Origin of the sequence: Parafrankia soli (genome assembly GCF_001854695.1) — a bacterium.
Taxonomy (GTDB): Bacteria; Actinomycetota; Actinomycetes; order Frankiales; family Frankiaceae; genus Parafrankia; species Parafrankia soli.
This window is the reverse complement of record NZ_MAXA01000213.1, coordinates 62,960-88,379: the sequence shown is the minus strand read 5'-3', so window position 1 is coordinate 88,379 and position 25,420 is coordinate 62,960. Positions and strand designations below refer to the sequence as shown.

The 25,420-nt window shown below is 72.6% G+C and carries 21 protein-coding genes; 12 read left to right on the top strand and 9 right to left on the bottom strand.

The window, feature by feature from the left end:
• Positions 1-136: 136 nt before the first annotated feature.
• The 4 genes from BBK14_RS16730 (at position 137) to BBK14_RS16715 (ending at position 4,513) form a co-directional block, all read left to right on the top strand.
• Positions 137-961 (top strand): histidine phosphatase family protein, encoded by an 825-nt coding sequence (locus BBK14_RS16730; RefSeq protein ID WP_071063579.1) that lies wholly within the window; start codon positions 137-139, stop codon positions 959-961.
• Positions 958-1,737, top strand: coding sequence for an SCO1664 family protein (locus BBK14_RS16725; RefSeq protein WP_071063577.1), 780 nt, complete (start codon positions 958-960; stop codon positions 1,735-1,737). The genes BBK14_RS16730 and BBK14_RS16725 overlap by 4 nt, the downstream gene beginning before the upstream one ends.
• Positions 1,738-1,861: 124 nt before the next feature.
• Entirely contained in the window at positions 1,862-3,124 is a 1,263-nt protein-coding gene (gene mshC, locus BBK14_RS16720) for a cysteine--1-D-myo-inosityl 2-amino-2-deoxy-alpha-D-glucopyranoside ligase (RefSeq protein WP_071063574.1), read from the top strand.
• A 3-nt stretch (positions 3,125-3,127) separates the two neighbouring features.
• Positions 3,128-4,513, top strand: coding sequence for a DivIVA domain-containing protein (locus tag BBK14_RS16715; RefSeq protein ID WP_071063572.1), 1,386 nt, complete (start codon positions 3,128-3,130; stop codon positions 4,511-4,513).
• A 19-nt stretch (positions 4,514-4,532) separates the two neighbouring features.
• On the opposite strand, the gene BBK14_RS16710 is transcribed toward BBK14_RS16715, so the two are convergent.
• Positions 4,533-5,375: a PAC2 family protein gene (locus tag BBK14_RS16710; protein WP_020462373.1), complete on the bottom strand. Its 843-nt coding sequence runs from the start codon at positions 5,373-5,375 to the stop codon at positions 4,533-4,535.
• A gap of 502 nt (positions 5,376-5,877) precedes the next feature.
• On the opposite strand from BBK14_RS16710, the gene BBK14_RS16705 reads away from it, so the two are divergent.
• On the top strand, positions 5,878-6,579 hold the full coding sequence (locus tag BBK14_RS16705) for an HAD family hydrolase (RefSeq protein WP_083391016.1): 702 nt from the start codon (positions 5,878-5,880) through the stop codon (positions 6,577-6,579).
• Between the two features lie 60 nt (positions 6,580-6,639).
• Here BBK14_RS16705 and BBK14_RS16700 read toward each other — a convergent pair whose 3' ends face one another.
• The 3 genes from BBK14_RS16700 to BBK14_RS16690 form a co-directional block, all read right to left on the bottom strand.
• Complete coding sequence (locus BBK14_RS16700) at positions 6,640-9,168, bottom strand: ABC transporter permease (protein WP_071063570.1); 2,529 nt, start codon at positions 9,166-9,168, stop codon at positions 6,640-6,642.
• 3 nt (positions 9,169-9,171) lie between these two features.
• Positions 9,172-10,539, bottom strand: a complete 1,368-nt coding sequence (locus tag BBK14_RS16695; protein ID WP_071063568.1) for an ABC transporter ATP-binding protein — start codon at positions 10,537-10,539, stop codon at positions 9,172-9,174.
• Positions 10,540-10,875: 336 nt separating this feature from the next.
• The gene (locus BBK14_RS16690) at positions 10,876-11,880 is read right to left on the bottom strand and encodes a RecB family exonuclease (protein WP_071063566.1); all 1,005 of its coding nucleotides are present in this window, start codon (positions 11,878-11,880) and stop codon (positions 10,876-10,878) included.
• Between the two features lie 552 nt (positions 11,881-12,432).
• Here BBK14_RS16690 and BBK14_RS16685 point away from each other — a divergent pair.
• Together BBK14_RS16685 and BBK14_RS16680 are read left to right on the top strand one after the other, a co-directional pair.
• A complete protein-coding gene (locus BBK14_RS16685) occupies positions 12,433-13,626 on the top strand; it encodes a site-2 protease family protein (RefSeq protein WP_071063564.1) in 1,194 nt (397 codons plus the stop codon).
• Positions 13,627-13,885: 259 nt separating this feature from the next.
• Complete coding sequence (locus tag BBK14_RS16680; protein WP_083391015.1) at positions 13,886-14,953, top strand: tRNA (adenine-N1)-methyltransferase; 1,068 nt, start codon at positions 13,886-13,888, stop codon at positions 14,951-14,953.
• 42 nt (positions 14,954-14,995) lie between these two features.
• Here BBK14_RS16680 and BBK14_RS38390 read toward each other — a convergent pair whose 3' ends face one another.
• On the bottom strand, positions 14,996-15,157 hold the full coding sequence (locus BBK14_RS38390; protein WP_157904289.1) for a hypothetical protein: 162 nt from the start codon (positions 15,155-15,157) through the stop codon (positions 14,996-14,998).
• Positions 15,154-15,477, bottom strand: coding sequence for a ferredoxin (locus BBK14_RS16675; RefSeq protein ID WP_020462366.1), 324 nt, complete (start codon positions 15,475-15,477; stop codon positions 15,154-15,156). The genes BBK14_RS38390 and BBK14_RS16675 overlap by 4 nt, the downstream gene beginning before the upstream one ends.
• 119 nt (positions 15,478-15,596) lie before the next feature.
• Here BBK14_RS16675 and arc point away from each other — a divergent pair, with 119 nt between their 5' ends.
• The 5 genes from arc to prcA all read left to right on the top strand — a co-directional run bounded on the left by arc (position 15,597) and on the right by prcA (position 21,951).
• The gene (arc, locus tag BBK14_RS16670; RefSeq protein WP_071063560.1) at positions 15,597-17,402 is read left to right on the top strand and encodes a proteasome ATPase; all 1,806 of its coding nucleotides are present in this window, start codon (positions 15,597-15,599) and stop codon (positions 17,400-17,402) included.
• A 517-nt stretch (positions 17,403-17,919) separates the two neighbouring features.
• Positions 17,920-19,419 carry a depupylase/deamidase Dop gene (dop, locus tag BBK14_RS16660; protein ID WP_071063867.1) on the top strand — a complete coding sequence of 500 codons (1,500 nt, stop codon included), beginning with the start codon at positions 17,920-17,922 and terminating at the stop codon, positions 19,417-19,419.
• Positions 19,420-19,638: 219 nt separating this feature from the next.
• A complete protein-coding gene (locus BBK14_RS16655) occupies positions 19,639-19,857 on the top strand; it encodes a ubiquitin-like protein Pup (RefSeq protein WP_018499886.1) in 219 nt (72 codons plus the stop codon).
• Between the two features lie 542 nt (positions 19,858-20,399).
• Complete coding sequence (gene prcB / locus BBK14_RS16650) at positions 20,400-21,224, top strand: proteasome subunit beta (protein WP_198541320.1); 825 nt, start codon at positions 20,400-20,402, stop codon at positions 21,222-21,224.
• Between the two features lies 1 nt (position 21,225).
• Entirely contained in the window at positions 21,226-21,951 is a 726-nt protein-coding gene (prcA, locus tag BBK14_RS16645; RefSeq protein WP_071063554.1) for a proteasome subunit alpha, read from the top strand.
• Between the two features lie 195 nt (positions 21,952-22,146).
• On the opposite strand, the gene BBK14_RS16640 is transcribed toward prcA, so the two are convergent.
• The 3 genes from BBK14_RS16640 to BBK14_RS16630 form a co-directional block, all read right to left on the bottom strand.
• Entirely contained in the window at positions 22,147-22,953 is an 807-nt protein-coding gene (locus BBK14_RS16640) for an SAM-dependent methyltransferase (protein WP_071063552.1), read from the bottom strand.
• The gene (gene rsgA, locus BBK14_RS16635) at positions 22,950-23,861 is read right to left on the bottom strand and encodes a ribosome small subunit-dependent GTPase A (protein WP_241831575.1); all 912 of its coding nucleotides are present in this window, start codon (positions 23,859-23,861) and stop codon (positions 22,950-22,952) included. Before rsgA ends, BBK14_RS16640 begins: the two co-directional genes overlap by 4 nt.
• A gap of 773 nt (positions 23,862-24,634) precedes the next feature.
• Positions 24,635-25,399, bottom strand: a complete 765-nt coding sequence (locus tag BBK14_RS16630) for a dienelactone hydrolase family protein (RefSeq protein WP_071063551.1) — start codon at positions 25,397-25,399, stop codon at positions 24,635-24,637.
• Positions 25,400-25,420 lie beyond the last annotated feature (21 nt).

Sequence of the window (25,420 nt, the reverse complement as noted above, 5' to 3'; positions counted from 1 at the left end):
GGTCAGCGGGCCTGGCCCGGCCGGGTCGACCGGGCCGCGCGCGCCCCGGCATCCCACTTGCGGGCTGGCTGGTGTCGCCTGGTGGTACGCACCCGCAGGCCGGCCTGCCGCCACACCACGAAGGGAAGGTCCGAAGTTGACCACCGTCCTGCTGGTCCGGCACGGCCTCACCGCGGTCACCGGCAAGATCCTGCTCGGCTGGACCCCGGGCGTCGGGCTCGACGAGCGGGGCCGCCTGCAGGCCGAGGCGCTGGCCGGGCGGCTCGCCGGCATCCCGCTCGCCGCGATCGTGTCCAGCCCGCTCGACCGCTGCCAGCAGACGGCCGCGGAGATCGCCCGGCACCGCCCGGAGGGCCCGTCCGCGCCCGCCGGGGTGCAGAAGATCGACACCGACGAGCGGATAGGGGAGTGCCACTACGGCGACTGGACGGGGCAGGAACTCGCGACCCTGGCGAAGGAACCGCTGTGGAAGGTGGTGCAGGCCCAGCCGAGCGCGGTGACGTTCCCCGGCGGGGAGGCGCTGCGTGACACCCAGTCCCGCGGCGTCACGGCGGTGCGCGAGTGGAACGAGCGCCTCGGCCCGGACGCGACCTGGCTGCTGTGCTCGCACGGCGACGTGATCCGGACCGTCCTCGCCGACGCCCTCGGCATGCACCTGGACATGTACCACCGGATCACCGTCGACCCGTGCTCGCTCACGGTCGTCCGCTACGGCGACCACCGGCCGTTCGTGCGCCGCGTCAACGATGTCGGCGGAGCCGTCGCCGACCTGCTGCCCGTACCGCCGTCGCCGGCGGGCGACGGGAAGCGTCCCCGCGAGGACGAGGTCGTGGGAGGTGGCGCCGGCGCCGAGCCGCCGGTGGACGGTGCCCGGCCGGGCACGGTCTCCGAGGCGGCCGTGCCCGGATCGGGCGGGGCCACATCCCCGGTCGCGCCGCCGACGTCCAAACTGGAACCGTGAGCCTCTCCGCGGCCGGTGCCGACCCTGGGCGGCGTGCGCCGCTGGACCCGCTCGACAGCGGCGGGCTGGGCGTGAGCGAGGCGTTGGCGCTCCTGCGCACCGGCGAGCTGGAGATCACCGGGCGGCTGGTCGACGCCAGCAACGCCACGCTGCTGTGCGAGATCCGGGCCGACGAGCTCTGCGGGCGGTGCGTGTACAAGCCGGTGCGCGGCGAACGCGCCCTGTGGGACTTCCCGGACGGGACGCTGGCGGCCCGTGAGCTGGCCGCCTACGAGGTCGCCGAGGCGATGGACCCGGGCATCGTCCCACCGACCGTCATGCGGGACGGCCCGTTCGGCGCGGGGATGGTCCAGCTCTGGATCGACGTCGACACGACCGTCGACCTCGTCGCGCTGACCCGGTCGGACGACCCGCAGCTGCGGCGTATCGCGCTGTTCGACGCCGTCATCAACAACGCCGACCGGAAGGGTGGCCACCTGCTCCCGGCGCCGTCCGGGCGGGTGCACGGCATTGACCACGGCGTGACGTTCCACACGGACGACAAGCTGCGCACGCTGCTGTGGACCTGGCGGGGCCAGCGGCTGGACGCGGCGGAGACCACGCTCCTGCAGGGCGTGCGCGACGCGCTGGGCGCGGATCTGGGGGAGCGGCTCGAGCCGCTGCTCACCACGACCGAGCTACGGGCACTGGGAGCCCGGGTCGAGCGGCTCCTGGCCGAGGGCCGTTTCCCGTTGCCCTCCGGGGACTGGCCGGCCATTCCCTGGCCGCCGTTCTGAGCCGGCGAACGCGGCCCGACGGGGCCGCCGGCCGCGACACGCCCGGGTGGGGGTTGTGCCCTGCTCGTCGCCGGCCTGCCCGGCTTGTCCCGCGCCCGGCCCGGCCCCGGTTACCCTGACACGCATGCAGGCGTGGCCCTTTCCTCAGCTCCCCAAGCTTCCCGGACAGGGTCGCAACCTCCGCGTTCTCGACACGGCGCACGGCGGAGTGCGGACTCTGGACCTCGGGCCGACGGTCCGGCTCTACGCCTGCGGGATCACCCCGTACGACGCCACCCACCTCGGGCACGCCTTCACGTACCTCACCTACGACCTCGTCCAGCGCGTGCTGCGGGACGCCGGCCACGAGGTGCGGTACGTGCAGAACGTCACCGACGTCGACGATCCGCTGCTCGAGCGGGCCACCCGTGACGGCATCGACTGGCGCGACCTCGCCCGCCGCGAGATCGACCTGTTCCGGGCCGACATGACGGCGCTGCGCATCCTGCCTCCCGACCACTACGTCGGCGTCGTCGAGGCCGTCGGGCTCATCGTCGACATGGTCTCCCAGCTCGTCGAGCGCGGCGCCGCGTACTCCGTCGACGGCGATCTCTACTTCTCCGTCGCCGCGGCGCCGGACTTCGGCCAGGTGGCCCACCTCGACCCCGCGCAGATGCTGGTGTCCTGCGCCGAGCACGGCGGTGATCCCGGCCGGCCGGGCAAGAAGGACCCGCTCGACCCGCTGCTGTGGCGCGCGGAGCGGCCGGGGGAGCCGTCCTGGCCGTCGCCGTTCGGCCCGGGGCGGCCGGGCTGGCACGTGGAGTGCTCCGCGATCGCCCGGCACTATCTCGGCGCCACGATCGACATCCAGGGCGGCGGGAGCGATCTAGCCTTCCCGCACCACGAGTGCAGCGCCGCGCACGCCGAGGTCGCGAACGGCGCCCGGCCGTTCGCCCGCGCCTACGTCCACACCGCGCTGGTCAGCCTGGACGGCCACAAGATGTCGAAGTCGCGGGGGAACCTCGAGTTCGTCTCGAGGCTGCTCGCGCGCGGAGCGGACCCGGCCGCGATCAGGCTTGCCCTGTTGCAGCATCATCACACCGTGGAGTGGGAGTGGACCGCGGCCGCCATGCCGGCGGCAGTCGAGCGGCTCGACCGGTGGCGCGCCGCCGTCGCGCTGCCGTCCGGCCCCGACTTCCGGCCGGTGCTGGCCGAGGTCCGGGACCGGCTCGCCGACGACCTCGACGCGCCTGGAGCGCTCGCCGCGGTCGACGCGTGGGCGGCGGCCGCACTGGCCGCTGGCAGCGGCAGCGGCGAGGCGGACGATCAGGCGCCGGCCACCGTCCGCGACACCGTCGACGCACTGCTCGGTGTCGACCTTGGGCCTGTCCTACCGAGAGGAACCTAGCCGATGGGGGCGCACCACCGCCGGGAGTCCCCCGGCGCCGCCATGGACCGGCCGACCTTTGATGAGGCACCGCAGGGATACGACCCCCGGCAGGTCGACGAGTACCTCGGGGTCCTGTGGCGGTACGCGAGCGAGGTGACCTCCCGGGCGGCCGCGGCCGAGGCGGCGCTGCGCCACGAGCGCGACCGTCGGGAGGCCGAGGCCCGCCTCGCCGAGGGCCTGCCCGCCCAGGCCGGTGGGCGCATCGGGCTGATGCTCGAGATCGCGCAGCGTGAGGCCGAGGACATCATCGCGGGCGCCCGCCACCTCGCCGAATCGGCGCTGGAGGAGGCGGTCGCGCAGGCGGGGGCGAACCATCCGATCGTCCGGGAGGCCCGGGAACAGGCCGAGAAGCTGATCCTCGACGCGGTTGAGGAGAGCCGGCGGCTCGCGCTGACCCGGCACGAGGACCTCGAGGCCGAGATCGTGCGCGGGACGCACTCGCTCGAGGCACTGCGGCGCCAGCAGGGCGAGATCATCGGCGCCGTTCTGCGGTTGCGCCGGCTGCTCGGCGGGGACGAGATCGACCGGGCGGTGACCGACCTCGCCCGCGCGGGCGTGTCACCCGATGGCGTCGCCGCCGACAGCGGCCTGGACGGCCGGCGCGGCGGCCGGGCCGACGCCGGTGCTCCGGCGGGCCCGAACCTGGCCGGAGCGCCGTCGGTGGATCCGTCGGCGGATCCGTTCACGCCGGGCCGGCCGGCAGCGGGTCCGGGCCACCCGGCCGCGCCGGAACAGCCGGGTCCACCAGGGCAGCCCGGCTCGCAGCCGCAGCCGGGCGGGGCGGCGTCGAGCCTGCACTTCCCGGCTTCAGACCACGCCGGTCACACCGGGGGCGTCGACAGCGCGGGTGACCCCTTGCGTGGTCCGGGCGGCACGGGCCACGCCGGCGCCGGTCACCTCGGCACTGGTCACACCAGCGCTGGGCACGCCGGTACCGGACACACGGGCACGAGCCACCTCGGCGCCGGGTCCGTGGGCGCCGGGCACGTGGGAGCGAGCCGCGCCGGAGCGTCCGCGCCGGCCGGGGCGACGAGCTCCGGGGGGAGCACCGGTGGAACATGGGCCGCCTCGTCCCGGCTTACCGCCGAGACGGGCCCGGCGGCGCCCTCGGCCGCCGCAACCGTGGGCTCCGCGACCGTGGGTGCGCGGCGCGGCCCGGGGCGCCATCGCCAGCAGCAGCGGGACGTCCCCGAAGCCGAGCCCTACCCGACCGAGCTGGCCGGCGGCTTCGTCCCCGGCGGGCCGGCCGCCGGGGGAGCCGGAACCGGCCCGGTACGCATGCCCGCCGCGGGCTACCGCCCCGCCGCCGAGGAGGACATCCTCGACGCGGAGATCGTCGAGGAGTAGACCTCGCGCGCGGGCGCGGTCACTCCCCCCGGCGGCGCAGGTAGCGCTCGAACTCCCGGGCGATGGCGTCGCCGCTGGCCTCGGGCAGCGCCGTCTCCGGTTCGCGCGACTCCAGCGAGCGGACGTACTCGGCGACCTCGGTGTCCCCGGCGGCGAGCTCGTCGACCTGCCGCTCCCACGCCTTGGCCTTGTCCGGCAGCTCGCCGAGCGGGATCTCCATGTCGAGAAGATCCTCGACCCGGCGGAGCAGCGCGAGGGTGGCCTTCGGGCACGGCGGGTTGGCGACGTAGTGCGGCACGGCGGCCCAGAACGACACCGAGGCCAGCTCCGCCCGCGAGCAGGCGTCCGCGAACACGCCCACGATGCCCGTCGGCCCCTCGTAGCGGGAGGCCTCGAGGCCCAGCCGCGCGGCGGTGGCCGGATCCCCGGCGGTACCGCTGATCGGGACGGGGCGGGTGTGCGGCGAATCCGCCAGCAGCGCCCCGAGCGTGATGACCATGTCGCTACCGAGTGCGTGGACGGCCTCGATGAGCTCGTCGGTGAATCCCCGCCAGCGCATGTTCGGTTCCAGGCCCCGCACGAGCACCAGGTCGGATTCGGACTTCGCCGGCCGCGCCACCGAGAGCCGCGTGGTCGGCCAGGCGATCTTGCGTGACGCGCCGTCCGCACCGCTGACCGTCGGCCGGTTGACCTGGAAGTCGTAGTAGTCGTCCGGGTCGATCGCGCCGATGACGCGAGCACCGAAGACGTTCTCCAGGTGTTCGACGGCCGCCGACGACGCGTCGGCGGCGTCGTTCCACCCCTCGAAGGCGGCCACGACCACCGGCGACCGCAGCTGGCCGACGCCGGAGAACTCGATCACCTACCACCTCCTGCCGCCCCGCGGCGGCCCCCTGCCCCCGTGACAGTGCAACCGTACGTCCTCCCGATCCGGGAGAACGCCCGCTGTCCAGTCTGCCGCGTGATCGCAACCTCCGCCTCAAGGGCATCGACGCCCCCCGTCCGTGACCGGTAGGCGGGCGGGGATCGATCCATCGTGTCCATCCCGTCGCAGAGGTTATGTCGGGCGGGACCTGTCAGGTCGATATCGGGTATGTGCCGCGTTCCACCGACGGCGGAACCGGGGTGCCCGCGCCCGTTGCGACCACCACCGCCGGAGGTCGCCGCGTCCGGCCCGGACCCCGGCCGCCGGCCCGCCCCGGCGCCCGCGGAGGGCCTTCCGTCCCACCCCGGTACCCTTTCAGGGTGCGTCCCCAGCTGCTCCCTGCCCCGGCCGAGCGGGCCCCCGCGGCCGTTGGCGCCGTGGGCGCGGTGTGGCCGTCCGCGGGCCGCTCCCCGATTGGTTCCCCGGAGGACGACACACTGTGAGCGACCTGCCGGCGGCGGTCCTGTTCGACATGGACGGGCTGCTCGTCGACACCGAACCGCTGTGGACGATCGCGGAGAACGAGGCCGCGGCGCGCCTGGGCGGGCGGTTCACGCCCGAGATGAAGCTTGCCATGATCGGCCACGGTATCGACACCGCCGTCCCGATCATGGTTTCGATGCTGGGGCGCCCCGTCTCGGACGAGCCCGCGACCACCGAGTTCCTGCTGCGCCGCTCCGCGGAACTGTTCCGGGAACCGGGTGCGGTCGTCGCGCAGCCCGGGGCGCTGGATCTGTTGGGCGCCGTCACGGCGGCCGGGGTGTCGACCGCCCTGGTCTCCTCGTCCTACCGTGCGCTGGTCGACGCGGTGGTCGCCGTGCTGGGCGCGCACCACTTCACCGTGACGGTGGCCGGCGACGAGGTCGCCCGGCGCAAGCCGTTCCCGGATCCCTACCTCGCCGCGATCCGCCTGCTCGGCGCCGATCCCGCCGCCTGCGTGGTCCTGGAGGACAGCCTCACCGGGGCCGCGGCGGGCATCGCGGCCGGCTGTGCGACGGTCCTCGTCCCGTCGATGCCGATCGCGGCGGCCGATTTGCCCGGCCAGGTCGCGGCCCGGGTCGACAGCCTGCACGCGGTCGACCTTGCCACGCTCGCCGGGCTCGTCCACCGTCCGGACCCGGCCCGCGCCGACTCCGGCTGAGACCGGGCCGGCGCCGACCCCGGCTGAGGTCCGGCCCGCGTCCGGCGGCGGGCTCGCGGGTCAGGTCGTGGCGATCGCCCGCAGGATGTCCATCCTGGCGGCTCGACGCGCCGGGAAGACCGCGGCGAGCACGCCCATGATGGCGCCGGCGATCATCACGGCGATGATCGTTCCGACGGGATAGGCGAAGGTCGTCACCCCCTGGCTCTTCAGTGCCCCGGTCAGCGCCCAGCCGAAGAAGCTGCCGACCAGCACACCGAGCACCGCACCGAAGACCGAGATGATCATCGACTCGACGATGACCATCATCCGCATCTGTTGCCGGGTCATGCCGATAGCCCGGAGCATCCCGATCTCCCGGGTGCGTTCGATCACCGAGAGTGCGAGGGTGTTCACGATGCCGAACAGGGCGATCACCACCGCCAGGGCCAGCAGGACGTACACGAACCCGAGCAGCTGGTCGACCTGTTCCTCCTGCTGGGCCACGAACTCCGACTGGTCGCGGACCTCGACGCTGCCGAACGGCTTGATCACCTTGTCGATCTCGGCCCGGACCGCGGCCGGGTCGGCGCCGTCGRCCAGCTTGAGCATCACGAACAGGTCGAGGTTGTTGTTCGAGTGCTTCTCGAACTCGCTGGTCGCGATCATCGCGGGACCGGCGATCGCGCTCTTCTCGTAGGTGCCCACCAGGGTCAGCTCGGTCGGGCCGTCCGCGAACGTGACCGGGACGGGCGCGCCGACCCGCAGCCCCCGCTCGGCCGCCGTCACCTCGTCGACCAGGAGGGAACCCGCGCCGAGCGCGTTGACGTCGCCGTCCACCTGCTTGATGGAGAGGACCTGCAGCAGGCCAACCGGATCGCCCGYGAGGACCGACGAGTTTGTGTCGCCGATCTTGACCACCCCGCCCCGGATGCCGGTGGCGACCGCCACGCCTGGCTTGCCCTGGAGCCCCGCGGCCACCTGTGGGCTGAAGGGGGCCAAGTTGGATGTGGCGATGTAGAAGTCGGCACCCAGGCTCTCCGACACCGTCTCGCGTACCGACTCCTTGATGGACTGGCCGAGCACGGCGAACGCGCTCACCAGGGCCAGGCCGATCATCAGCGCCGACGCGGTGGAGGCGGTGCGCCGCGGGTTGCGGATGGCGTTCTCCTGGCCGAGCCGGCCGGTCGTCCCGAACATCGCGCGCAGCGGAATCCCCACGACCTGGGTGATCGGCGGGGCCAGCAGCGGCGAGAGGGTGGCGATGCCGAGGAAGACGAACGCCGCGCCGGCGCCGACCATGCTCGTGTTCGGATTCTCCCCGCGGGCCAGGCCCGCCACCAGGCAGATCACTCCCAGCACGGTCAGCGCGCCGCCGCCGAGCGCCCGGGTGCGCAGCGACCTGGTGGGCAGCACGTACGTCTCGCGCATCGCCGCCACCGGCGGCACCGACGCCGCCTTGCGGGCCGGCACGAACGCCGCGAGACCGGTGATGACCAGGCCGACGCCGTAGGCGAGCAGGAAGGTCCGAGGCTGGAAGACCAGCGGGCCGGACGGCAGCGAGATCCCGAACGCGCCGACGGCCGCACGCAGCCCCATCGCCAGCAGGGCGCCCAGAGCGAGACCGACCGTGGCGCCGATGAAGCCGACGATCAGGGCCTCGATCTGGACCGAGAGCTGCACCTGGGCCCGGCTCGCGCCGATCGCGCGCAGCAGCGCCAGCTCACGGACGCGTTGCGCGACCAGCATCGTGAACGTGTTGAAGATGATGAAAGCGCCGACGAACACCGCTATGCCGGCGAAGACCAGCAGGAAGGTCGAGAACCCGCTGACGGCGTCCTGGATCGCGCTCGCGCTCTCCTCGGCGAGCTGGGTGCCGGTGATCGCCTCGACCCTGGTGGGGAGCACCGCGGCGACCCTGTCCCGCAGCTGCTCCTGCGAGACGCCGTTGGCGGCGGCGAGGCTGATCGAGGTGAACTGGTCGGGCGCGAGCAGCAGCCGCTGCGCCGTCGCCGTGTCGAACGTGGTGACGGCGGCGCCGCCGAGGCTGTCCTGCCCGCCGATGCGGAAGGTGCCGACGAGGGTGAACTCCTCGGGCTGGAGGCGGGTCTGCACCGAGATCCGCTGGCCGAGCGTGAGGTGGTGTTTGTCCGCGGTCGACTTGTCGACCGCGATCTCCTGGCCGTTCGGTGGCCGACCGTCGGCGATCTCCTCCGACCCCGTCGCGGTGCCACCGGTCCAGTTCGTTCCGATGCCCGGTGCGCCGCCGCTGTTGAGCGGGTCGCCCGACGCGGGGTCGATCAGGACCGCCTGGCCCCGGACCATCCCGGTCGCCGCGGTGACTCCGTCCACCTTGGCGACGGTGGGGACCAGGGTGGCGGGCACCGGCAGCCGGTCGGCCTGGTCGCCCGTGCCGACCGCGTTGACGGCCCGCACGGAGACGCTGACGTTCTTGTTGATGTCGGTGAACAGGGTGTCGAACGTCCGGTTCAGCGTGTCGGTGAGGACCAGGGTGCTGGTGACGAAGCTGACACCCACGACGACCGCGAGCGCGGACAGGACAAGCCGTACTTTGCGGGCCAGCAGGCTCCGCAGTGTGGCGCGCAGCATCCGTCAGGCCCACCCGGTCGGATTCGCCCGGCCCGCGCCCCGGCCGGTGCCCCGCTCGTAGCCCCGGGTGCCACCGTGCCCGGACGCGTCGTAGGGCGAGCGGTCGTGGTCGTCCGGAGCCCGGTACCCGCCTCCGTGGCCGCGAGTGCCCGTGTGCCGCCCGGCGGAGCCGTACCGGTCATGGCCGAACGGGCCGGTGTCCGCCGGATCCGTGTACCGGCCGCGGGCGTCGATCTGGCTGGCGTCAAACCGGCCGGTATCGGACTGGCTGGCCTCGAAGTGACTGGCGTAGCCGCCGGTGCGGGGGTCGCCCCGGTACGGCCCGGGGCTCGGGTACTCCCCGGTGTGCGGCCCGCCGCCCGGGTAGCCCCCCGCGCCGTAGCCCGTGGACTGGCGCTCGTCCGCCGGCCCGGCGTAGTCCTCGTTGTGGTATCCGGCCGGTGGGTAGTGGTCGGCCGGGTAGCTGCCCGTCGGGTAGCCGCCGGTGGCGTAGCCGCGGTCGTCGTACTCGGGGCCGCGCGGCTCGGGCGGCTCCGGCGGCAGGTCGTCGTAGTCCGCTTCGGGCTCCGGTACGGCCTCGCCGCGCACGAGCGCGTCCAGGTTCTTCATCCGGTCCAGGACGGCGTCCGGTGTGGGCTCGGCCATCGCGTCGACCAGCCGGCCGTCGGCGAGGAAGATCACCTCGTCGGAGTACGAGGCGGCCGTCGGATCGTGGGTGACCATCACGATGGTCTGGCCCAGCTCGCGGACCGAGTCGCGCAGGAACGACAGCACCTCCGCGCCCGACCGCGAGTCGAGGTTCCCGGTCGGCTCGTCGGCGAAGACGATCTCCGGGCGGGTGACCAGGGCCCGGGCACAGGCGACCCGCTGCTGCTGGCCGCCGGACAACTCGGGCGGGCGGTGGTTCAGCCGGGGCGCGAGGCCCACGGCGTCGACGACCATCCGCATCCACTTCTGGTCGGGCTTGCGGCCGGCGATGTCCAGCGGCAGCGTGATGTTCTCGGCCGCGGTGAGCGTCGGCAGCAGGTTGAACTGCTGGAAGATGAAGCCGATCCGGTCCCGGCGGAGCTGGGTGAGCTGCCGGTCGTTGAGCCGGGACAGGTCGACGTCGCCGATGAAGACCCGCCCCGTGGTCGCGGGGTCCAGCCCGGCGAGGCAGTGCATCAGGGTCGACTTGCCTGAGCCGGAGGGGCCCATGATCGCGGTGAACCGGCCGTAGGGGAAGGTCAGGTCGATGCCCCGCAGCGCGGTGACGGCGGTGTCACCCGAGCCGTAGACCTTGGTGAGTCTGGAGGCCCGCGCGGCGGACCCCCGGCCGCGCCGTGGACCGCCGCGGGCACCGTCGCGGTCCGATGCGGTGCGTCGGGCCATGCGTTCCTCCAACTGTCGCGAACTACCTCACCGATCGGCGGCCGGCTCCCGCGGAGCGCCGGGATCCAGGCCCCGAAGGGACAACGCCGGAGAGGTGATCCGCATCCTCCCGCCGCCCACGTCCGCCGCCGACGGTAACCGCCCCCGACACCACCCGGGACGCCGGATCTTCCCCACCGGTGACCGCCCGGGCACGCCGATGCCGGGCCCGCCCGCGGGGCCGCCGTCCGAAGGTGCCCTCGGGTACCCGAACGGGTACCCCCACGTCTGGTGCGCCACGTTGCCGGTGGCCAGGTCGGGACCCATGCGCCGCGATTCGATGGACGGTCGGGCGGCTCAGCCGTCCGCCTCGCAGACGGTGGGGGCGGCGTCGTCGACGGGCAGCTCCGCGCGGTTCTCCGGCAGCGGGGGAGGGGTGCCGCCGAATGCCGGGCACCTCGACTTGTGATCGCACCAGTCACACAGCCGGCCCGGCGTGGCCCGCCAGTCGCCCGTCCGGTGCGCCCGGGCGATGGCCGCCCACAGCGCCTCGATCCGGCGCTCGGTGGCGCGCAGCTCCGACTCCTCCGGCGTGGCACGCAGCCAGGTTCGGTCACTCAGGTAATACAGCCGGAGCTCGCGCGGGATGACGCCACGCGAACGCCACAGCACGAGCGCGTAGAACCGCATCTGGAACATGGCCGCGCCCTCGAACGCCGGGCCGGGGGAGCGGCCCGTCTTGTAGTCGATGACGCGCAGCGCGGTGCCCTGGGGGGTCTCGGCCGAGTCGAGGCGGTCCACGTAGCCGCGCAGCCGCAGCCCGGAGGCCAGGACGTGCTCGACGTAGAGCTCCCGGGCGGCCGGGGCCAGCCTGGTCGGGTCCTCGAGGGTGAAGTAGCCGGCGAGAAGGTCACGCGCGCTGTCCAGCCAGGAGCGCAGGGCGCCGTCGTCGTCGAACAGGCCACCGAGCGCCGGGTCGCGGGCGAGCAGGTCGGCCCAGACCGGCTCGACGAGCTCGGTCGCGGCCGGCTGGGTCCGGCCCGGGGCGGGCAGGTCGAACAGCCGCTCGAGCACGCCGTGCACCACCGTGCCCCGCGTCGCCGCCTCGCTCGGCGCTTCCGGCAGCCGGTCGACCACGCGGAAGCGGTAGCGCAGCGGGCAGTTGACGAAGTCGGCGGCCCGGGAGGGGGATAACGACGCCGTTATCGGCGGCGCCTGTGGCGCCGCGGCCGGTGGCGTCGGCGGCGAGGCCGGGGCCGCCGCGGGGTCGCGGCCCTCATGCCAGCCGGGCCCGACCTGGACCGGCCCGGTCGGGCAACCTTCGGCGGCCGAGCCCGGGGCCTGGGCAGGCGTTGTGGTCATGGCGTCGACCCTAGAACCCGCCACCGACACGATCGGCGCCCGCCTCGGGGCACCCACGGTGTCCCGATGTGCCTCCCTCGCCGAGGGTCCGGGCTCCGCCCCGGGCGGATTTCCGCAGACCTGACAGCCCGGCCGTCGGCTCCGAGAACAATCATGGCGGCTGAGTGATCTCATAGACGCGCTCAGTCGCCACACGTCGTCTCGGCCGGCCTGGCGGAGGCTGGCCTGGTTTCCGGATCCGGGTTTTCGGGGGTTCGACCTCTGGAGTCGGGCCCCTGAGGCCCGGGGGGCGGGGCCCGTTCCTGAGGTGGAGTCCTACAAGCCTGATCCCAGCCGGTGACCCCCAGCGCAACCGTGGCGGCGTGACGGGCCTCGAGCCGCGGGCGCCCTGGCCGCCTCCTCGGGCCGTGGGCCCTGGCCGCGTCCTCGGGCCGTGGCCGGGCCTCCGTGGCCCCCGAACAAGCCCGCTGCCGGCCAGATGGCAGCGCAATCCGTAGCGGGAGCGCTATCCGCGGCGGACACCACGGAGGATGGTCCGTAGCATCTACACCTATGGAGGATCAGCCCGGCGCGGCGCGACACGGCGTCCCCGGCGGAGCGGAGCCGCCGGAGCGGCGGCCGGCGCCGCGTCCGCCGGGTATGCGGGTCGGGCACGTCCGCGGCGCCCCGATCTTCGTCTCGCCGCTGGCCGTCGTCTTCGCGGCGCTGGTCGCGTCCCTGCTCATCGACCCGATCCGGGACCATCTGACGATCGCCGCGACCGACGGGCATGTGCTCGTACTGTCCCTGCTCGTCTCGGCGGGGTTCCTCCTGTCGCTGCTCGCGCACGAGATCGGGCACGCGCTGACCGCGCAGCGGTTCGGGCTGCACGTCCGGTCGGTGACCCTGCACGGCTTCGCCGGTTTCACCGAGTTCGAGCCCGAGCCGGCCACCGCCGCCCGCGAGTTCCTGATCGCCTTCGTCGGGCCCGCCGTCAACGGCGTGATCGGGGGGTTGTGCTTCCTGGGCCTGCTGGCCGTGCCGGATCACGGCAGCGTCGGGGCAGTGCTCTTCTTCATCGGCTTCACCAACGCCGCGCTGTTCGTGTTCAACCTGGCGCCGGGTCTGCCTCTCGACGGCGGGCGGGTCGTCGTCGCGGCGGTGTGGGCCATCGGGCACGACAAGCTGCGCGGGCTGCGGGCCGGCGCCTACGGCGGCTTCGTCGTGGCCGGTGCGCTGGTGGTCTGGGGCGCGACGAAGAACTCCGATGGTTTCGGCGCGCTCTACTCCTACGTCCTGGCCGGGTTTGTCGCCTTCGGCGCCTACCAGTCGCTGCGGTCGGCCAAGGTCCGCGAGCGGCTGCCCGGGCTGTCGGCGGGCCGACTCGCCCGCCGTACGCTGCCGGTGGAGGCTGCGGTCCCGCTCGGTGAGGCGCTGCGCCGGGCCCAGGAGGTGGGCGCCACGGCCGTCGCGGTGATCGACCGGGACGGCACCCCTGTCAAGATCATGAACGGCGCCTCCGTCGACGCCCTGCCGGAGCACCGCCGGCCGTGGATGGCGGTGGACGAGGTCAGCCGGAGCATCGGCCCGGGGATGACCCTGCAGGCCGAGCTCGAGGGCGAGGACCTGCTGGCGGCCGTCCAGCGGGCCCCGGCCGCGGAGTACCTCGTGGTCCAGCGCGGCCGGCCGGTCGGCGTGCTGGCCATGGTCGATCTCGTGGCCAGGATCGATCCGGCGGCCGCGGCCCGTATGGTCTCCCATCGGTGACGTTCGTTCGCCGCTGACGGCCGCCGGGCCCGGCCCGGCCCTGACGCACCCGGCACGCGTCACCCGCACGCCCCCGTGCGACCAGCTTCCAGCGGACAGGGCGCGCGCCGGCCGTGGACGGCCTCGGGGCGCGCGCCGAGAGGACGACGAGATCAGTACTGACCCGACCACGCCGGACGCGGTCGCGTCCCGCCCGCCCCTGCCGGACCTCGCGGAGCTTCCGCCCCTGCCGGACTCCGCGGACCCCGAGGCGCCGGAGATGCCCGAGGCGCCGGAGATGCCCGAGGTACCCGAGGTACCCGAGGTGCCGCGGCCGACCGGAGCGGCGCGGCGCCGCGGGACGTTCACCAAGGGCGACCGCGTCCAGCTGACCGACCCCAAGGGCCGACGGCACACGGTCGTCCTCGAGCCGGGCCGGCAGTTCCACACCCACCGGGGGGCGATTCCGCACGACGACCTGCTCGGCCGGCCCGAAGGCGTCGTCGTGAGCAGCACCGGGGGCACCGACTACCTGGCACTGCGGCCGCTGCTGGCCGACTTCGTGCTGTCGATGCCGCGCGGCGCGACCGTCGTCTACCCGAAGGACGCGGCGCAGATCGTCATGTACGCCGACGTCTTCCCCGGCGCGCAGGTGCTGGAGGCCGGTGCCGGTTCCGGCGCGCTGTCCTGCGCCCTGCTGCGGGCCGTGGGCGACGGCGGCCGTCTGGTCTCCTACGAGCGGCGTCCCGACTTCGCGGAGGTCGCCCGGCGCAACATCGAGACCTTTTTCGGCGGACCACATCCGGCTCATACACTGCATGTCGGTGATCTGGCCGAGTCGGCCGAGCGGGGCATGGACCGGGTGATCCTCGACATGCTCGCCCCGTGGGACGTGCTGCCCGCGGCCGCGGCGGCGCTCGTCCCCGGCGGCGTGCTGTGCGCGTACGTCGCGACGACCACCCAGCTCTCCCGGACGGTCGAGGCGCTGCGCGAGTTCGGCTGCTTCGCGGAGCCCGCGGCGTGGGAGACGATGATGCGCGACTGGCACGTCGAGGGCCTCGCCGTGCGCCCCGGTCACCGCATGGTCGGGCACACCGGTTTCCTGGTGACAGCGCGCCGGCTGGCGGACGGCGTCACTGCTCCACCGAGGCGGCGGCGCCCGGCCAAGGGCTCCTATCCGGAGCCGGCGACCGCTCCGGAGCCGGCATCCGTCGACCGCCCGGCCGAGCAGGGTCAGCCGGCGGGAGCGGGCAGCTTGCCGGGCCTGTACGGCCAGCCCGATCGCCAGGTCATCGCGGAGCCTCAGACCGAGCCGGAGCCTCGAGTCGACGCCGGCTCCGACGGCTGACGCGATGCCGGGCGCGGCCGGGCGATCCGCGGGGGCGCCCGCTCAGGCGAGCCCGCCGGCGGCTCCCCGGCCGTGCCGGGTGGCCTCCACCGCTGTGGGGCGGGCCCGCCCCACCCGGGGCAGGACGGCGCCCGCGCGGCGGGCCCGGGCGCCGGACCCCACGGGTGGGGGCACGGCGGGGGCGCCGGGGTGGGTGGTTCTCACTCCTGTGGGCCGCCGACCTCCAGCGTCCCGTCCGGGTGCTCGACGTAGATGCAGGTGCCGGGGCACTGCTCGGCGGCGTCGCGGATCTCGGTGAGCAGCGGCAGCGGAACCGGCACGTGGGTCCCCGGTGTGGTCTGAAGCTCACCGTCGGAGTTCTTCACGTAGGCGAGCCCGTCGATGTCGAACTCGAACACCGAGGGTGCATACTGGACGCACAGACCGTCGCCGGTGCAGGAGTCCTGGTCGATGCGGACCCGGAGTCCGGGCGAATCGCCCGGCTTCGTTGGTGTTGCCACAGGGCTCCGATCTTCTGTCACCATGGCACCGTAACCCGCTGTTTACGGCAAACCTGGGTCGTCCTCGCGCGACCGGCCTGCCAGCGGCGGTCACAACGGTAGTGTGGGTGCGTCCCGGTCAGCACGGGGGAGGTGGAGGCGCGGTGTCCGGTCCCCGTTCGGGCTCTGGCTCCGGTGGGAGCACGGGTCGTCCTGGTGACGCCGATTCTCAACGGTCGGCGTACGAGAAGGAAGTACACGAACTCACGACTCAGGTCACCTTCCTGGAGGAAGAAGTGGCCATGCTGCGGCGGAGGCTGTCTGAATCGCCCCGACAGGTACGTGTCCTGGAGGAGCGACTAGCCCAGGTACAGGTGGAGCTACAGACCGCCACTGGGCAAAACGACAAGCTCGTCGCCACCCTTCGGGAGGCACGTGACCAGATCATCTCGTTGAAGGAGGAGGTCGACCGGCTCGCGCAACCGCCGAGCGGGTACGGCGTCTTCATCCGTGGCTACGACGACGGCACGGTCGACGTGTTCACGCAGGGCAGAAAGCTCCGCGTGACGGTGTCGCCGAACGTCGAAGCCGACGTCCTGCAGCCCGGTCAGGAGGTCATGCTCAACGAGGCGCTCAACGTCGTGGAGGTTCGCGCGTTCGAGCGGCAGGGCGAGATCGTCCTGCTCAAGGAGGTCCTCGAGAGCGGTGACCGGGCGCTGGTGATCGGTCACACCGACGAGGAACGGGTCGTCATGCTGGCCCAGCCACTCCTCGACGGCCCGATCCGAGCCGGCGACTCGCTCCTCATCGAGCCACGGTCGGGGTACGCCTTCGAGCGGATCCCCAAGTCCGAGGTCGAGGAGCTGGTCCTCGAAGAGGTCCCAGACATCGGCTACGAGCAGATCGGCGGCCTGAAGGGCCAGATCGAGTCGATCCGCGACGCGGTCGAGCTGCCGTTCCTCTACAAGGAACTGTTCCTGGAGCACAAGCTCAAGCCACCGAAGGGCGTGCTGCTCTACGGCCCGCCCGGCTGTGGCAAGACGCTGATCGCCAAGGCCGTGGCGAACTCCCTGGCCAAGAAGGTCGAGGCACAGACAGGCCAGGGCTCCGGCCGGGCCTTCTTCCTCAACATCAAGGGCCCGGAGCTGCTCAACAAGTACGTAGGCGAGACCGAGCGGCAGATCCGGCTGGTGTTCCAGCGGGCGCGCGAGAAGGCGTCCGAGGGCATGCCGGTGATCGTGTTCTTCGACGAGATGGACTCGATCTTCCGGACCCGTGGCTCGGGTGTCTCCTCGGACGTGGAGAACACGATCGTCCCGCAGCTGCTCAGCGAGATCGACGGCGTCGAGCAGCTCGAGAACGTGATCGTGATCGGCGCGTCCAACCGAGAGGACATGATCGACCCGGCGATCCTGCGGCCGGGTCGGCTCGACGTCAAGATCAAGGTCGAGCGTCCGGACGCCGAGGCGGCCAAGGACATCTTCGCCAAGTACGTCATTCCCGAGCTCCCGCTGCACGCCGACGACCTCGCCGAGCACGGAGGCAACCGGGAGGCGACCTGCCAGGGCATGATCCAGCGGGTCGTCGAGCGGATGTACGCCGAGAGCGAGGAGAACCGCTTCCTCGAGGTCACCTACGCCAACGGTGACAAGGAGGTCCTGTACTTCAAGGACTTCAACTCGGGCGCGATGATCGAGAACATCGTGGCCCGGGCGAAGAAGATGGCGGTGAAGGACCTCATCGAGAGCAAAGTCCGCGGCCTGCGCATGCAGCACCTGCTGTCGGCGTGCCTGGACGAGTTCAAGGAGAACGAGGACCTGCCGAACACCACGAACCCGGACGACTGGGCCCGGATCTCCGGCAAGAAGGGTGAGCGGATCGTCTACATCCGCACACTCGTCACCGGAACCAAGGGCACCGAGGCCGGGCGGTCGATCGACACCATCGCGAACACCGGCCAGTACCTCTAGACCTCTAGGCCGTTCGCGGGGCGGGGGCCAGCCGCCCGCCGTGGTCGCCACGCGGCGGCCGTCTCGTTGACGAGGCGGCCGCCGCGTCGTGGTTTCACGGGCCCGGTGACCCCCGGCCGTGCCCACCGGCTGCCCGCCAGCCGGTCCGCGAGCCGTGCCCGCCGGCTGGAGCCGCCGGTCGAGTGGCCGTGCCGTCGGGCGTCGCACTGCCCAAGATAGTCAACGATGTTGACGCCCATCCTTGATCGTTTTGATCTTCAAAACGGGCTTGTGGTGGTCTCCTGCCGTCGCTGTGAGAAGACGGACACGCAGCCCAGTGGCCGTCGAACAGGCTGGCGGGCCGCCACGTCGCCGATCACCCGAATGCCGGCACCCGCGGGGCTGTCGGCGTGGCGGGGGAGGTCTCCGGGCGTTCCCGAAGCTTCCCGGCAAGAGGTTCGGAACGACCAAGGGCGGCGTCCGGCCGACCCGGCGGCCCGCCAGCACCTACGCTTGCAGAGTGAGCGTGCGCCGGATCATGGGGACCGAGACCGAATACGGCGTGTCCGTGCCCGGTCAACCCAACACAAACCAGATGCTGGCTTCGTCGTTGGTCGTGAACTCTTACGCCAACAGGGCCGCCACCGGGGGCAGTCGAGCTCGGTGGGACTTCGAGGAGGAGTCCCCCCTGCGAGACGCCCGCGGCTTCGAGCTGCCCAGAGAGCCGGTGGTCGATCCTGGCGCGCCCGCGAACGAGGACGACCTCGGGCTGGCCAACGTCATCCTGACCAACGGCGCGCGCTTCTACGTCGATCATGCGCACCCCGAGTTCTCGACCCCCGAGGTGACGAACCCGCGCGACATCGTCCTCTGGGACAAGGCGGGGGAGCGGGTGATGGCAGAGGCGGCCCGCCGTGCGCTGACTGTCCCCGGCACGATGCCCGTGCACCTGTACAAGAACAACACCGACAACAAGGGTGTCTCCTACGGCTGCCATGAGAACTACCTCATGGCGCGGGCGACCCCGTTCGGGGAGATCGTGCGGCACCTGACGCCGTTCTTCGTCTCCCGTCAGGTGATATGCGGCGCCGGCCGGGTCGGCATCGGCGTGGACGGGCGTGAGTCCGGGTTCCAGATCAGCCAGCGCTCGGACTTCTTCGAGGTCGAGGTCGGACTGGAGACCACCCTCAAGCGCCCCATCATCAACACCCGGGACGAGCCCCACGCCGACCCGGAGAAGTACCGGCGTCTGCACGTGATCATCGGTGACGCCAACATGAGCGAGATCGCCACCTACCTCAAGGTGGGGATGACCTCGCTCGTCCTGGCCATGATCGAGGAGGGCTGGCTCCAGGTCGACCTGTCGGTGGACGCGCCGGTCGCGACGCTGCGGGCGATCTCCCACGACCCCTCGCTGCGGTATCTGCTCACCCTGCGCGACGGCCGGAAGATGACCGCCGTGCAGCTCCAGATGGAGTACTTCGAGCAGGCCCGCAAGTTCGTCGAGGACAGGCTCGGCACGGACGTCGACCCGCAGACGGCCGACGTGCTCTCCCGGTGGGAGTCGGTGCTCGGCCGCCTCGAGGTCGACCCGATGACCTGTTCCCGGGAGCTCGACTGGGTGGCCAAGCTGTCGATCCTCGAGGGTTACCGCTCCCGCGATGCCCTGGCGTGGGACTCGCCGCGGCTGCAGCTCGTCGACCTCCAGTACCACGACGTTCGGCCGGAGAAGGGCCTCTACAACCGCCTGGTGGCCCGTGGCCGCTTCGACCTCCTGCTGAGTGAGGAGGAGGTCACCAGGGCGATGACGGAGCCTCCGGAGGACACCAGGGCGTACTTCCGGGGACGCTGCCTGGAGCTCTACCCGCAGCAGGTGGCGGCCGCGTCCTGGGACTCGGTCATCTTCGACATCGGGCGGGACTCGCTGCAGCGGGTGCCGACCCTTGAGCCGCTGCGTGGCACCAAGGCGCACGTGGGCGAGCTGCTCGCCCGCTGCCCCACCGCCGCCGACCTGGTGGACGCCCTGTCGGGTAACTGACAGCCGGCGGGGTCTCGCGGTGGTCTCCCGAGACTTCACGCCGGTACGGCGTGAAGTCTCGGTGCGCCGGTGGTACCACCATCGACCAGCACATTTTGCGCCCTCGGCGGACGAGGCGACGTCGTCGGGTGTTCGTGATGGAGTGGACCTCGTACCGATCCACCGGAAGCAGTCGGCGGAGCGGGATAGTGTCGCCCCAGGCGATCGAAGGAGGCTCCCATGGCCCAGAGGGACACCGGTGGCGGGCAGCAGCGCACCGGCCGCCGTGATGACGAGACCGCCGAGGCCGAGGTTGAGGAATCGGGCGCCTCGGATCTCAAGGAAAGGCACGAGAAGCTCTCGGAGGACGTCGACTCCCTGCTCGACGAAATCGACGACGTTCTCGAGGAGAACGCCGAGGAGTTCGTGAAGGGATACGTCCAGAAGGGCGGTCAGTAGGGTCTGACTCCCCGCGGCCGGTTCGGCCGGACGAGCCACATGCGCCCGTTCGGCCGGTCGCCGGGGGAGCCAACGCGGCGACCGGTGCTGCGGGAGGCCCCGCTGCCCGACGCGTCCCGGGGCCGTGCCCTGGATCGCGATGCCCGCGCCCGGGGTGTGCCCGATGCCCAGGGTGTGCCCGATGGCGGTGGGTGTCGTGTGTGTGCGTCGGCACGTGGATCGCTCAGCTGTCCTGGTGTCTCCCGCCGCGAGCGAGGTCGGTGCCTGGGGGCGTCCGTGCGGGCCGTCCAGGCTCCGTGCCGCCCGCGGGGCTTCACAGGGGCCTACCGAGGGGCTCACAGGCCCGCTGAGGCCGCCGAGTGCCACCGCGGCGGTGCGCGCCCGGGACCGCGACCTGGGACCGCGACTTGGGACGGAGCGGGACCACGGCCACCCTGCCGGCCCGGCACGTGGCATGTTGTGCATCACCCGGAGCCTTGGGCTGGGCCGCCTCGGACCATCCTGGGCCGCCGGCTCACGATCGACTATCTGAAGGGGGATGCGTGCCCGATCCAACGGGTGTCGCCGGGCGTCTACCGGCTGTGTTCATGACACCGGGAACGTCGTCGTTCACCGATTTCCTGTCCGTCGCGGCTCCGGACCTGCTTCCGGGCGCCCGGGGCCCGCTGCCCGCTCCGGTGACCGATGCGGCTCACGGCACCACCATCGTGGCCGTGACGTTCCCCGGTGGCGTGATCATGGCCGGCGACCGCCGCGCGACGCAGGGGCACATGATCGCCCAGCGTGACGTCGAGAAGGTCCACCACGCGGACGAGTTCTCCTGCGTCGGCTACGCCGGCACGGCCGGTGTGGGCGCCGAGCTGATCCGTCTGTTCCAGGTCGAGCTCGAGCACTACGAGAAGATCGAGGGTTCTACGCTGAGCCTGGACGCGAAGGCCAACCGGCTCGCGTTCATGGTCAAGGGGAACCTGGGCATGGCGATGCAGGGCCTCGCGGTCATTCCGCTGTTCGCCGGCTTCGACACCGAGACCGGCGAGGGGCGGATCTTCTCCTACGACATCGCCGCGGCGAAGTCCGAGGAGCGCACCTACGAGTCGATCGGGTCGGGCTCGGTCTTCGCTCGCGGCTCGCTGAAGAAGCGCTATCGGGCCAACCACAGCCAGGACGACGCGATCCGGATCAGCGTCGAGGCTCTCTACGACGCCGCCGACGACGACTCGGCGACCGGTGGGCCGGACCTCATCCGCAAGCTGTACCCGATCGTCGCCTCGGTGACCGCCGACGGATACCGTCGCCTCACCGATGACGAGGTCGGCCCGGTGGTCGACTCGATCATCGCCGACCGCGCGCAGAACCCAGGAGGCTGACGTGACCATGCCGTTCGGCTACGCAAGTCCCGAACAGCAGGTCCGGGACAAGTCCGAGTACGCGCGCAAGGGCATCGCGCGCGGCCGGAGCGTGGTCGTCCTCACCTACGTCGACGGCATCCTGTTCGTCGCCGAGAACCCGTCGACGACCCTGCACAAGATCAGCGAGATGTACGACCGCATCGGCTTCGCCGCGGTGGGGAAGTACAACGAGTTCGAGAACCTCCGCACGGCCGGCATCCGGATCATGGACACTCGCGGCTACATGTACGACCGGCGGGATGTCACGAGCCGGGCGCTCGCGAACGCCTACGCGCAGACCCTCGGCGCGATCTTCACCGAGAGCATCAAGCCCTACGAGGTGGAGATCGTCGTCGCCGAGGTGGGGCACACCGCCGCGGATGACCAGATCTTCCGTCTCACCTACGACGGCTCGATCGCCGACGAGCGTGGCTTCATCGCGATCGGCGGTCAGTCCGAGCAGGTGCTGACCTCCCTGCGGGAGCACCACACGGAGGGCCAGCCGCTCGCCACCGCGCTGCGCGTGGCGGTGGACGCGCTCACCGCCGGCGCGCCGCCCGGGGCGCAGAACGGGGAGCGCACGCTGACGGCCGGGAACCTCGAGGTCGCGATGCTCGACCGGAAGCGCTCCCGGCGGTTGTTCAAGCGGATCGTCGGTAGCCAGCTCGACGGACTGCTCGAGGAGACCGCCCCGCCCGCGTCCTGACGCGCGGGTGTCGGGAGGTCCCCTCGTCCGTCGTCCTTTCCTGGTCTCCCGGGTTCGATCCGTGGCCTCCAAGGGGCACTGAGTCCCATCGAGAGGCCACGGATCGTCGGCCTTGACACGACCCCCGGCGGCCGGATGCGGCCGGCGCGACCCGGCCGACCGGACGTGGTCGGCCGGGTCGCGCCGGGGGCCTGCTCAGCTCGGGCGCGGGCGCAGGACGAAACCCATATAGCCGTAGTCGGCTCCGTGGGTCCGCCGGAGCGTGATCTCGGCCCGACACGAGTCCAGCGCGGCTCGGCCGGCCGCCGTCCCGAGACCGGTCCGCTCCGCCTGATCGAGGCGGGCGCTCAGCGGGTCGTAGTACTCCGCCCACCAGTCGCTGTCCGGCTGCTGGAATGTCGCCACCACCTCGTAGCCCGCGGCGCGGGCCACGTCCGCCGTCGCCGCGACCGTCCGCAGCGGGTAGACCGCGTCCCAGAACGCCCTCGCCGGCGGCGCAGGATCATCGACCGTCCAGACCGGCTCGGACACCACGAGCACCCCGGCCGGAGCCAGTAACCGCCGCCACGCCCGCAGTGCGGCGGCGAAGCCCATGATGTACGCCGAGCCCTCCGCCCAGACGAGGTCGAAGTCGCCGTCGGGGCATGGCAGATCGGTCATCGACGCGAGTACGGGACGGATCCACCCGCCCAGCCCCGACGCCGCGGCCGAGTGTCGCAGCTCCGCCAGGAAGGGGTGGTGCAGGTCGACCGCGGTGACGTCCGCGCGGGCGACCCGCGCGAGCACCAGTGACGCGCGCCCCGGACCGCATCCGATGTCGAGGGCGCGGGGCCGGTCGGGCAGCAGGCCGGCCAGTTCCAGCAGCCGGCGTGTCGTTGCGTCCGACCCGGCGGACTGACGCGGCAGTCCTTCGTGTAGCGCCCAGAACACCCGAGTGATCTCACGCGCGGTGTCCGTTCCGTCCGTTCCGTCTGACCGGCCCGCTTCGCCTCGCCCGGTCACCGCTGGCGTCCCTGCCGCTCGCGGCCGGTGTAGAGGCGCCGCTGTTCCCTGCGGATGGCCTTCCAACGCGCCCGCTCTTCCGCGGCCAGGCGGGCGTCCCCGCGTGACTGGATCCAGGTGTTCTCGCGCCGCAGTTTGCGGTAGCTCCGCAGCCGCCGCTCGGGCAACGAGCCGTCCTCGACCGCGGCGAGCACCGCGCAGCCGGGTTCCGTGTCGTGCGCGCAGTCCGCGTACCGGCAGGCCACGGCGAGATCGGCGATCTCCGTGAAGGTCGCGTCGAGCCCCTGCTCGGCATCCCACAGGCCCACGCCGCGGATCCCGGGCGTGTCGATCAGAATTCCGCCGGAGGACAGCGCGATCAGCTCCCGTCTGACGGTTGTGTGCCGCCCCTTCCCGTCTGCGGCGCGGACTCGCCCCACCGCCAGCCGCTCCTCGCCGAGCAGAGCGTTGACCAGCGTTGATTTGCCGACGCCGGAGGGCCCGACCAGCACCGCCGATCGGCCGGGCGGCGACGTCCCGGCGAGTGCGGCGCGCAGCGCGTCCATGCCGGTGCCGTCCAGCGCGCAGACGGTGAGGATGTCGGTTCCGGGCGCGGCGGCGGCCACCGCGTCGAGCGTGGACGGGCCGAGTCTTTCCGTGTCCTCGCGTGGCACCAGGTCGGCCTTGGTCAGGACGATCAGCGGCTGGGCGCCGCTCTCCCAGGCTAGTGCGAGCAGCCGTTCGAGCCGGGCGAGATCAGGCGCGGCCGAGAGCGCGGCGACGATCACCACGAGGTCGATGTTCGCCGCGAGCACCTGCCCGTCGGACCTGCGCGAGGCCGAGGAGCGGACGAGAGCGCTGCGTCGCGGCAGCAGCTCGGCGACCACCAGATGTGCTGCTCCGGTGCTCGGAATGGACGGCGTGGGCACGGAGGCTCCGACGGCCACCCAGTCGCCCGTGCACGGCGACAGATCCGACCCGGCGGGAAGTGCACGACCGATCTCGGCACTCACCGGGCCGTGCTCGGTGATCAGCTCGCAGCGTCCCCGGTCGCGCCGGAGGACCCGTGCGGGTGCCAACCCGGCGTCGCGGCGGGGCGCGAACCCCGCCTYGTCGCCGTCGGTCCAGCCATGACGGACCAGATCGGAACCGGTCGTGCCGGTCCTCCCCGGCGAGGGCGCCGTGGGAGTAGGGAGAGCCGCGGTGTCGGGCGGTGGCGGGTCGAAGGACGGGGATCGCCGGCCCGACTGGACCCGTGGAGAACGTGACAAGTGTTGAGAAGACAACGTCGAGACCCTTGTAACGGGGGCCCCACTGGACGCGCGCCACCCATGGCGTGCGAGGAGACCACGCGGCCGAAACCGGGTGGTGGGGTGGGCGACGTCAGTCGGTGGCCCGGTGGAGGCGGCGGAGCAGTGCGTCTTGGGCAAACACCGTCTGCGCGGCCATGGCCCACCTCCTGCGTGATCTCGGCGGCCCGGCGGCTCTGTTCCCAGGCCGACTCGGGCTGATCCGTTCGTGTCGGCGGGACGTTACACCGCCCGCGTGCGCGCCACCAACGAGTTTTCCGTCCGGCTCGCCGAACACGCCGTTCCCCTTGTCGCGCCGAGGGCGCCGTCCCGGCGGGCGGCCTCCCTGCGAGGTGTCCCGGCCCGTCCGGGTACGGCGCGGACGGCTCACATCGGCCCCGCGGCCACCAGGGTCAGGACGGGCGTACGCGCCTGTCGAGGAAGGTGAGGGTGCGCTGCCACGCGTCGGCCGCCGGCCCGGGGCGGTGTACGGCGGATCGGTCGTGGCTGTGGAAGGCGTGGCCGGCGCCCGGGTAGCTGACGAGTTCCGTCGGCTGCCCCGAACGGGCGGCGGCGGCCCGTAGGCCGGTGACGTCCGCCATGGGGATCATCGTGTCCTCCTCGCCGTAGAGACCCAGCCAGGGCCCGCGCAGCGACGGCGCGACCTCGAGCAGCGCCGGGACGCCCGGCCACGCCGGCGAGCTGACGGCTCCGCCGTAGAACGACACGGCCCCGGCCAGCGGCGTCCGCGTCGCGGCGAACAGCGCGACGGTGCCGCCCATGCAGAAGCCCACGATCGCGGTCTGCCCCGGCCCGAACCCGGCGTCGGCCAGGTGCCCCACGCAGTCGTCGACGTCGGCGGAGATCCCGGCGCCGGTCAGCGTCGCCATCTGCGGCAGCGCACCGGCCCACGAATCCGCCGGGTCGACCTCGGCGATGCCGTCCCGGTGGTAGAGGTGCGGCGCGATCGTCAGGTAGCCCGCCTCGGCGAGGTCGTCGCAGACGGACAGGAGGTAGGGGGTGATCCCGCGGGCGTCCTGGATCACGACGACGCCGCCCCGGGGCGGGTCGTCGGCGGCGGGCGCGATCACCGTCGCCGGGGTACGGCCGCGGGCGGACACGTCGGTCCGCAGGTGACGGGTTCGCTGCTCGTTCGTCTCGGCTGTCATGGCCGCCATCTTTCCCCCGGATTACCAGTC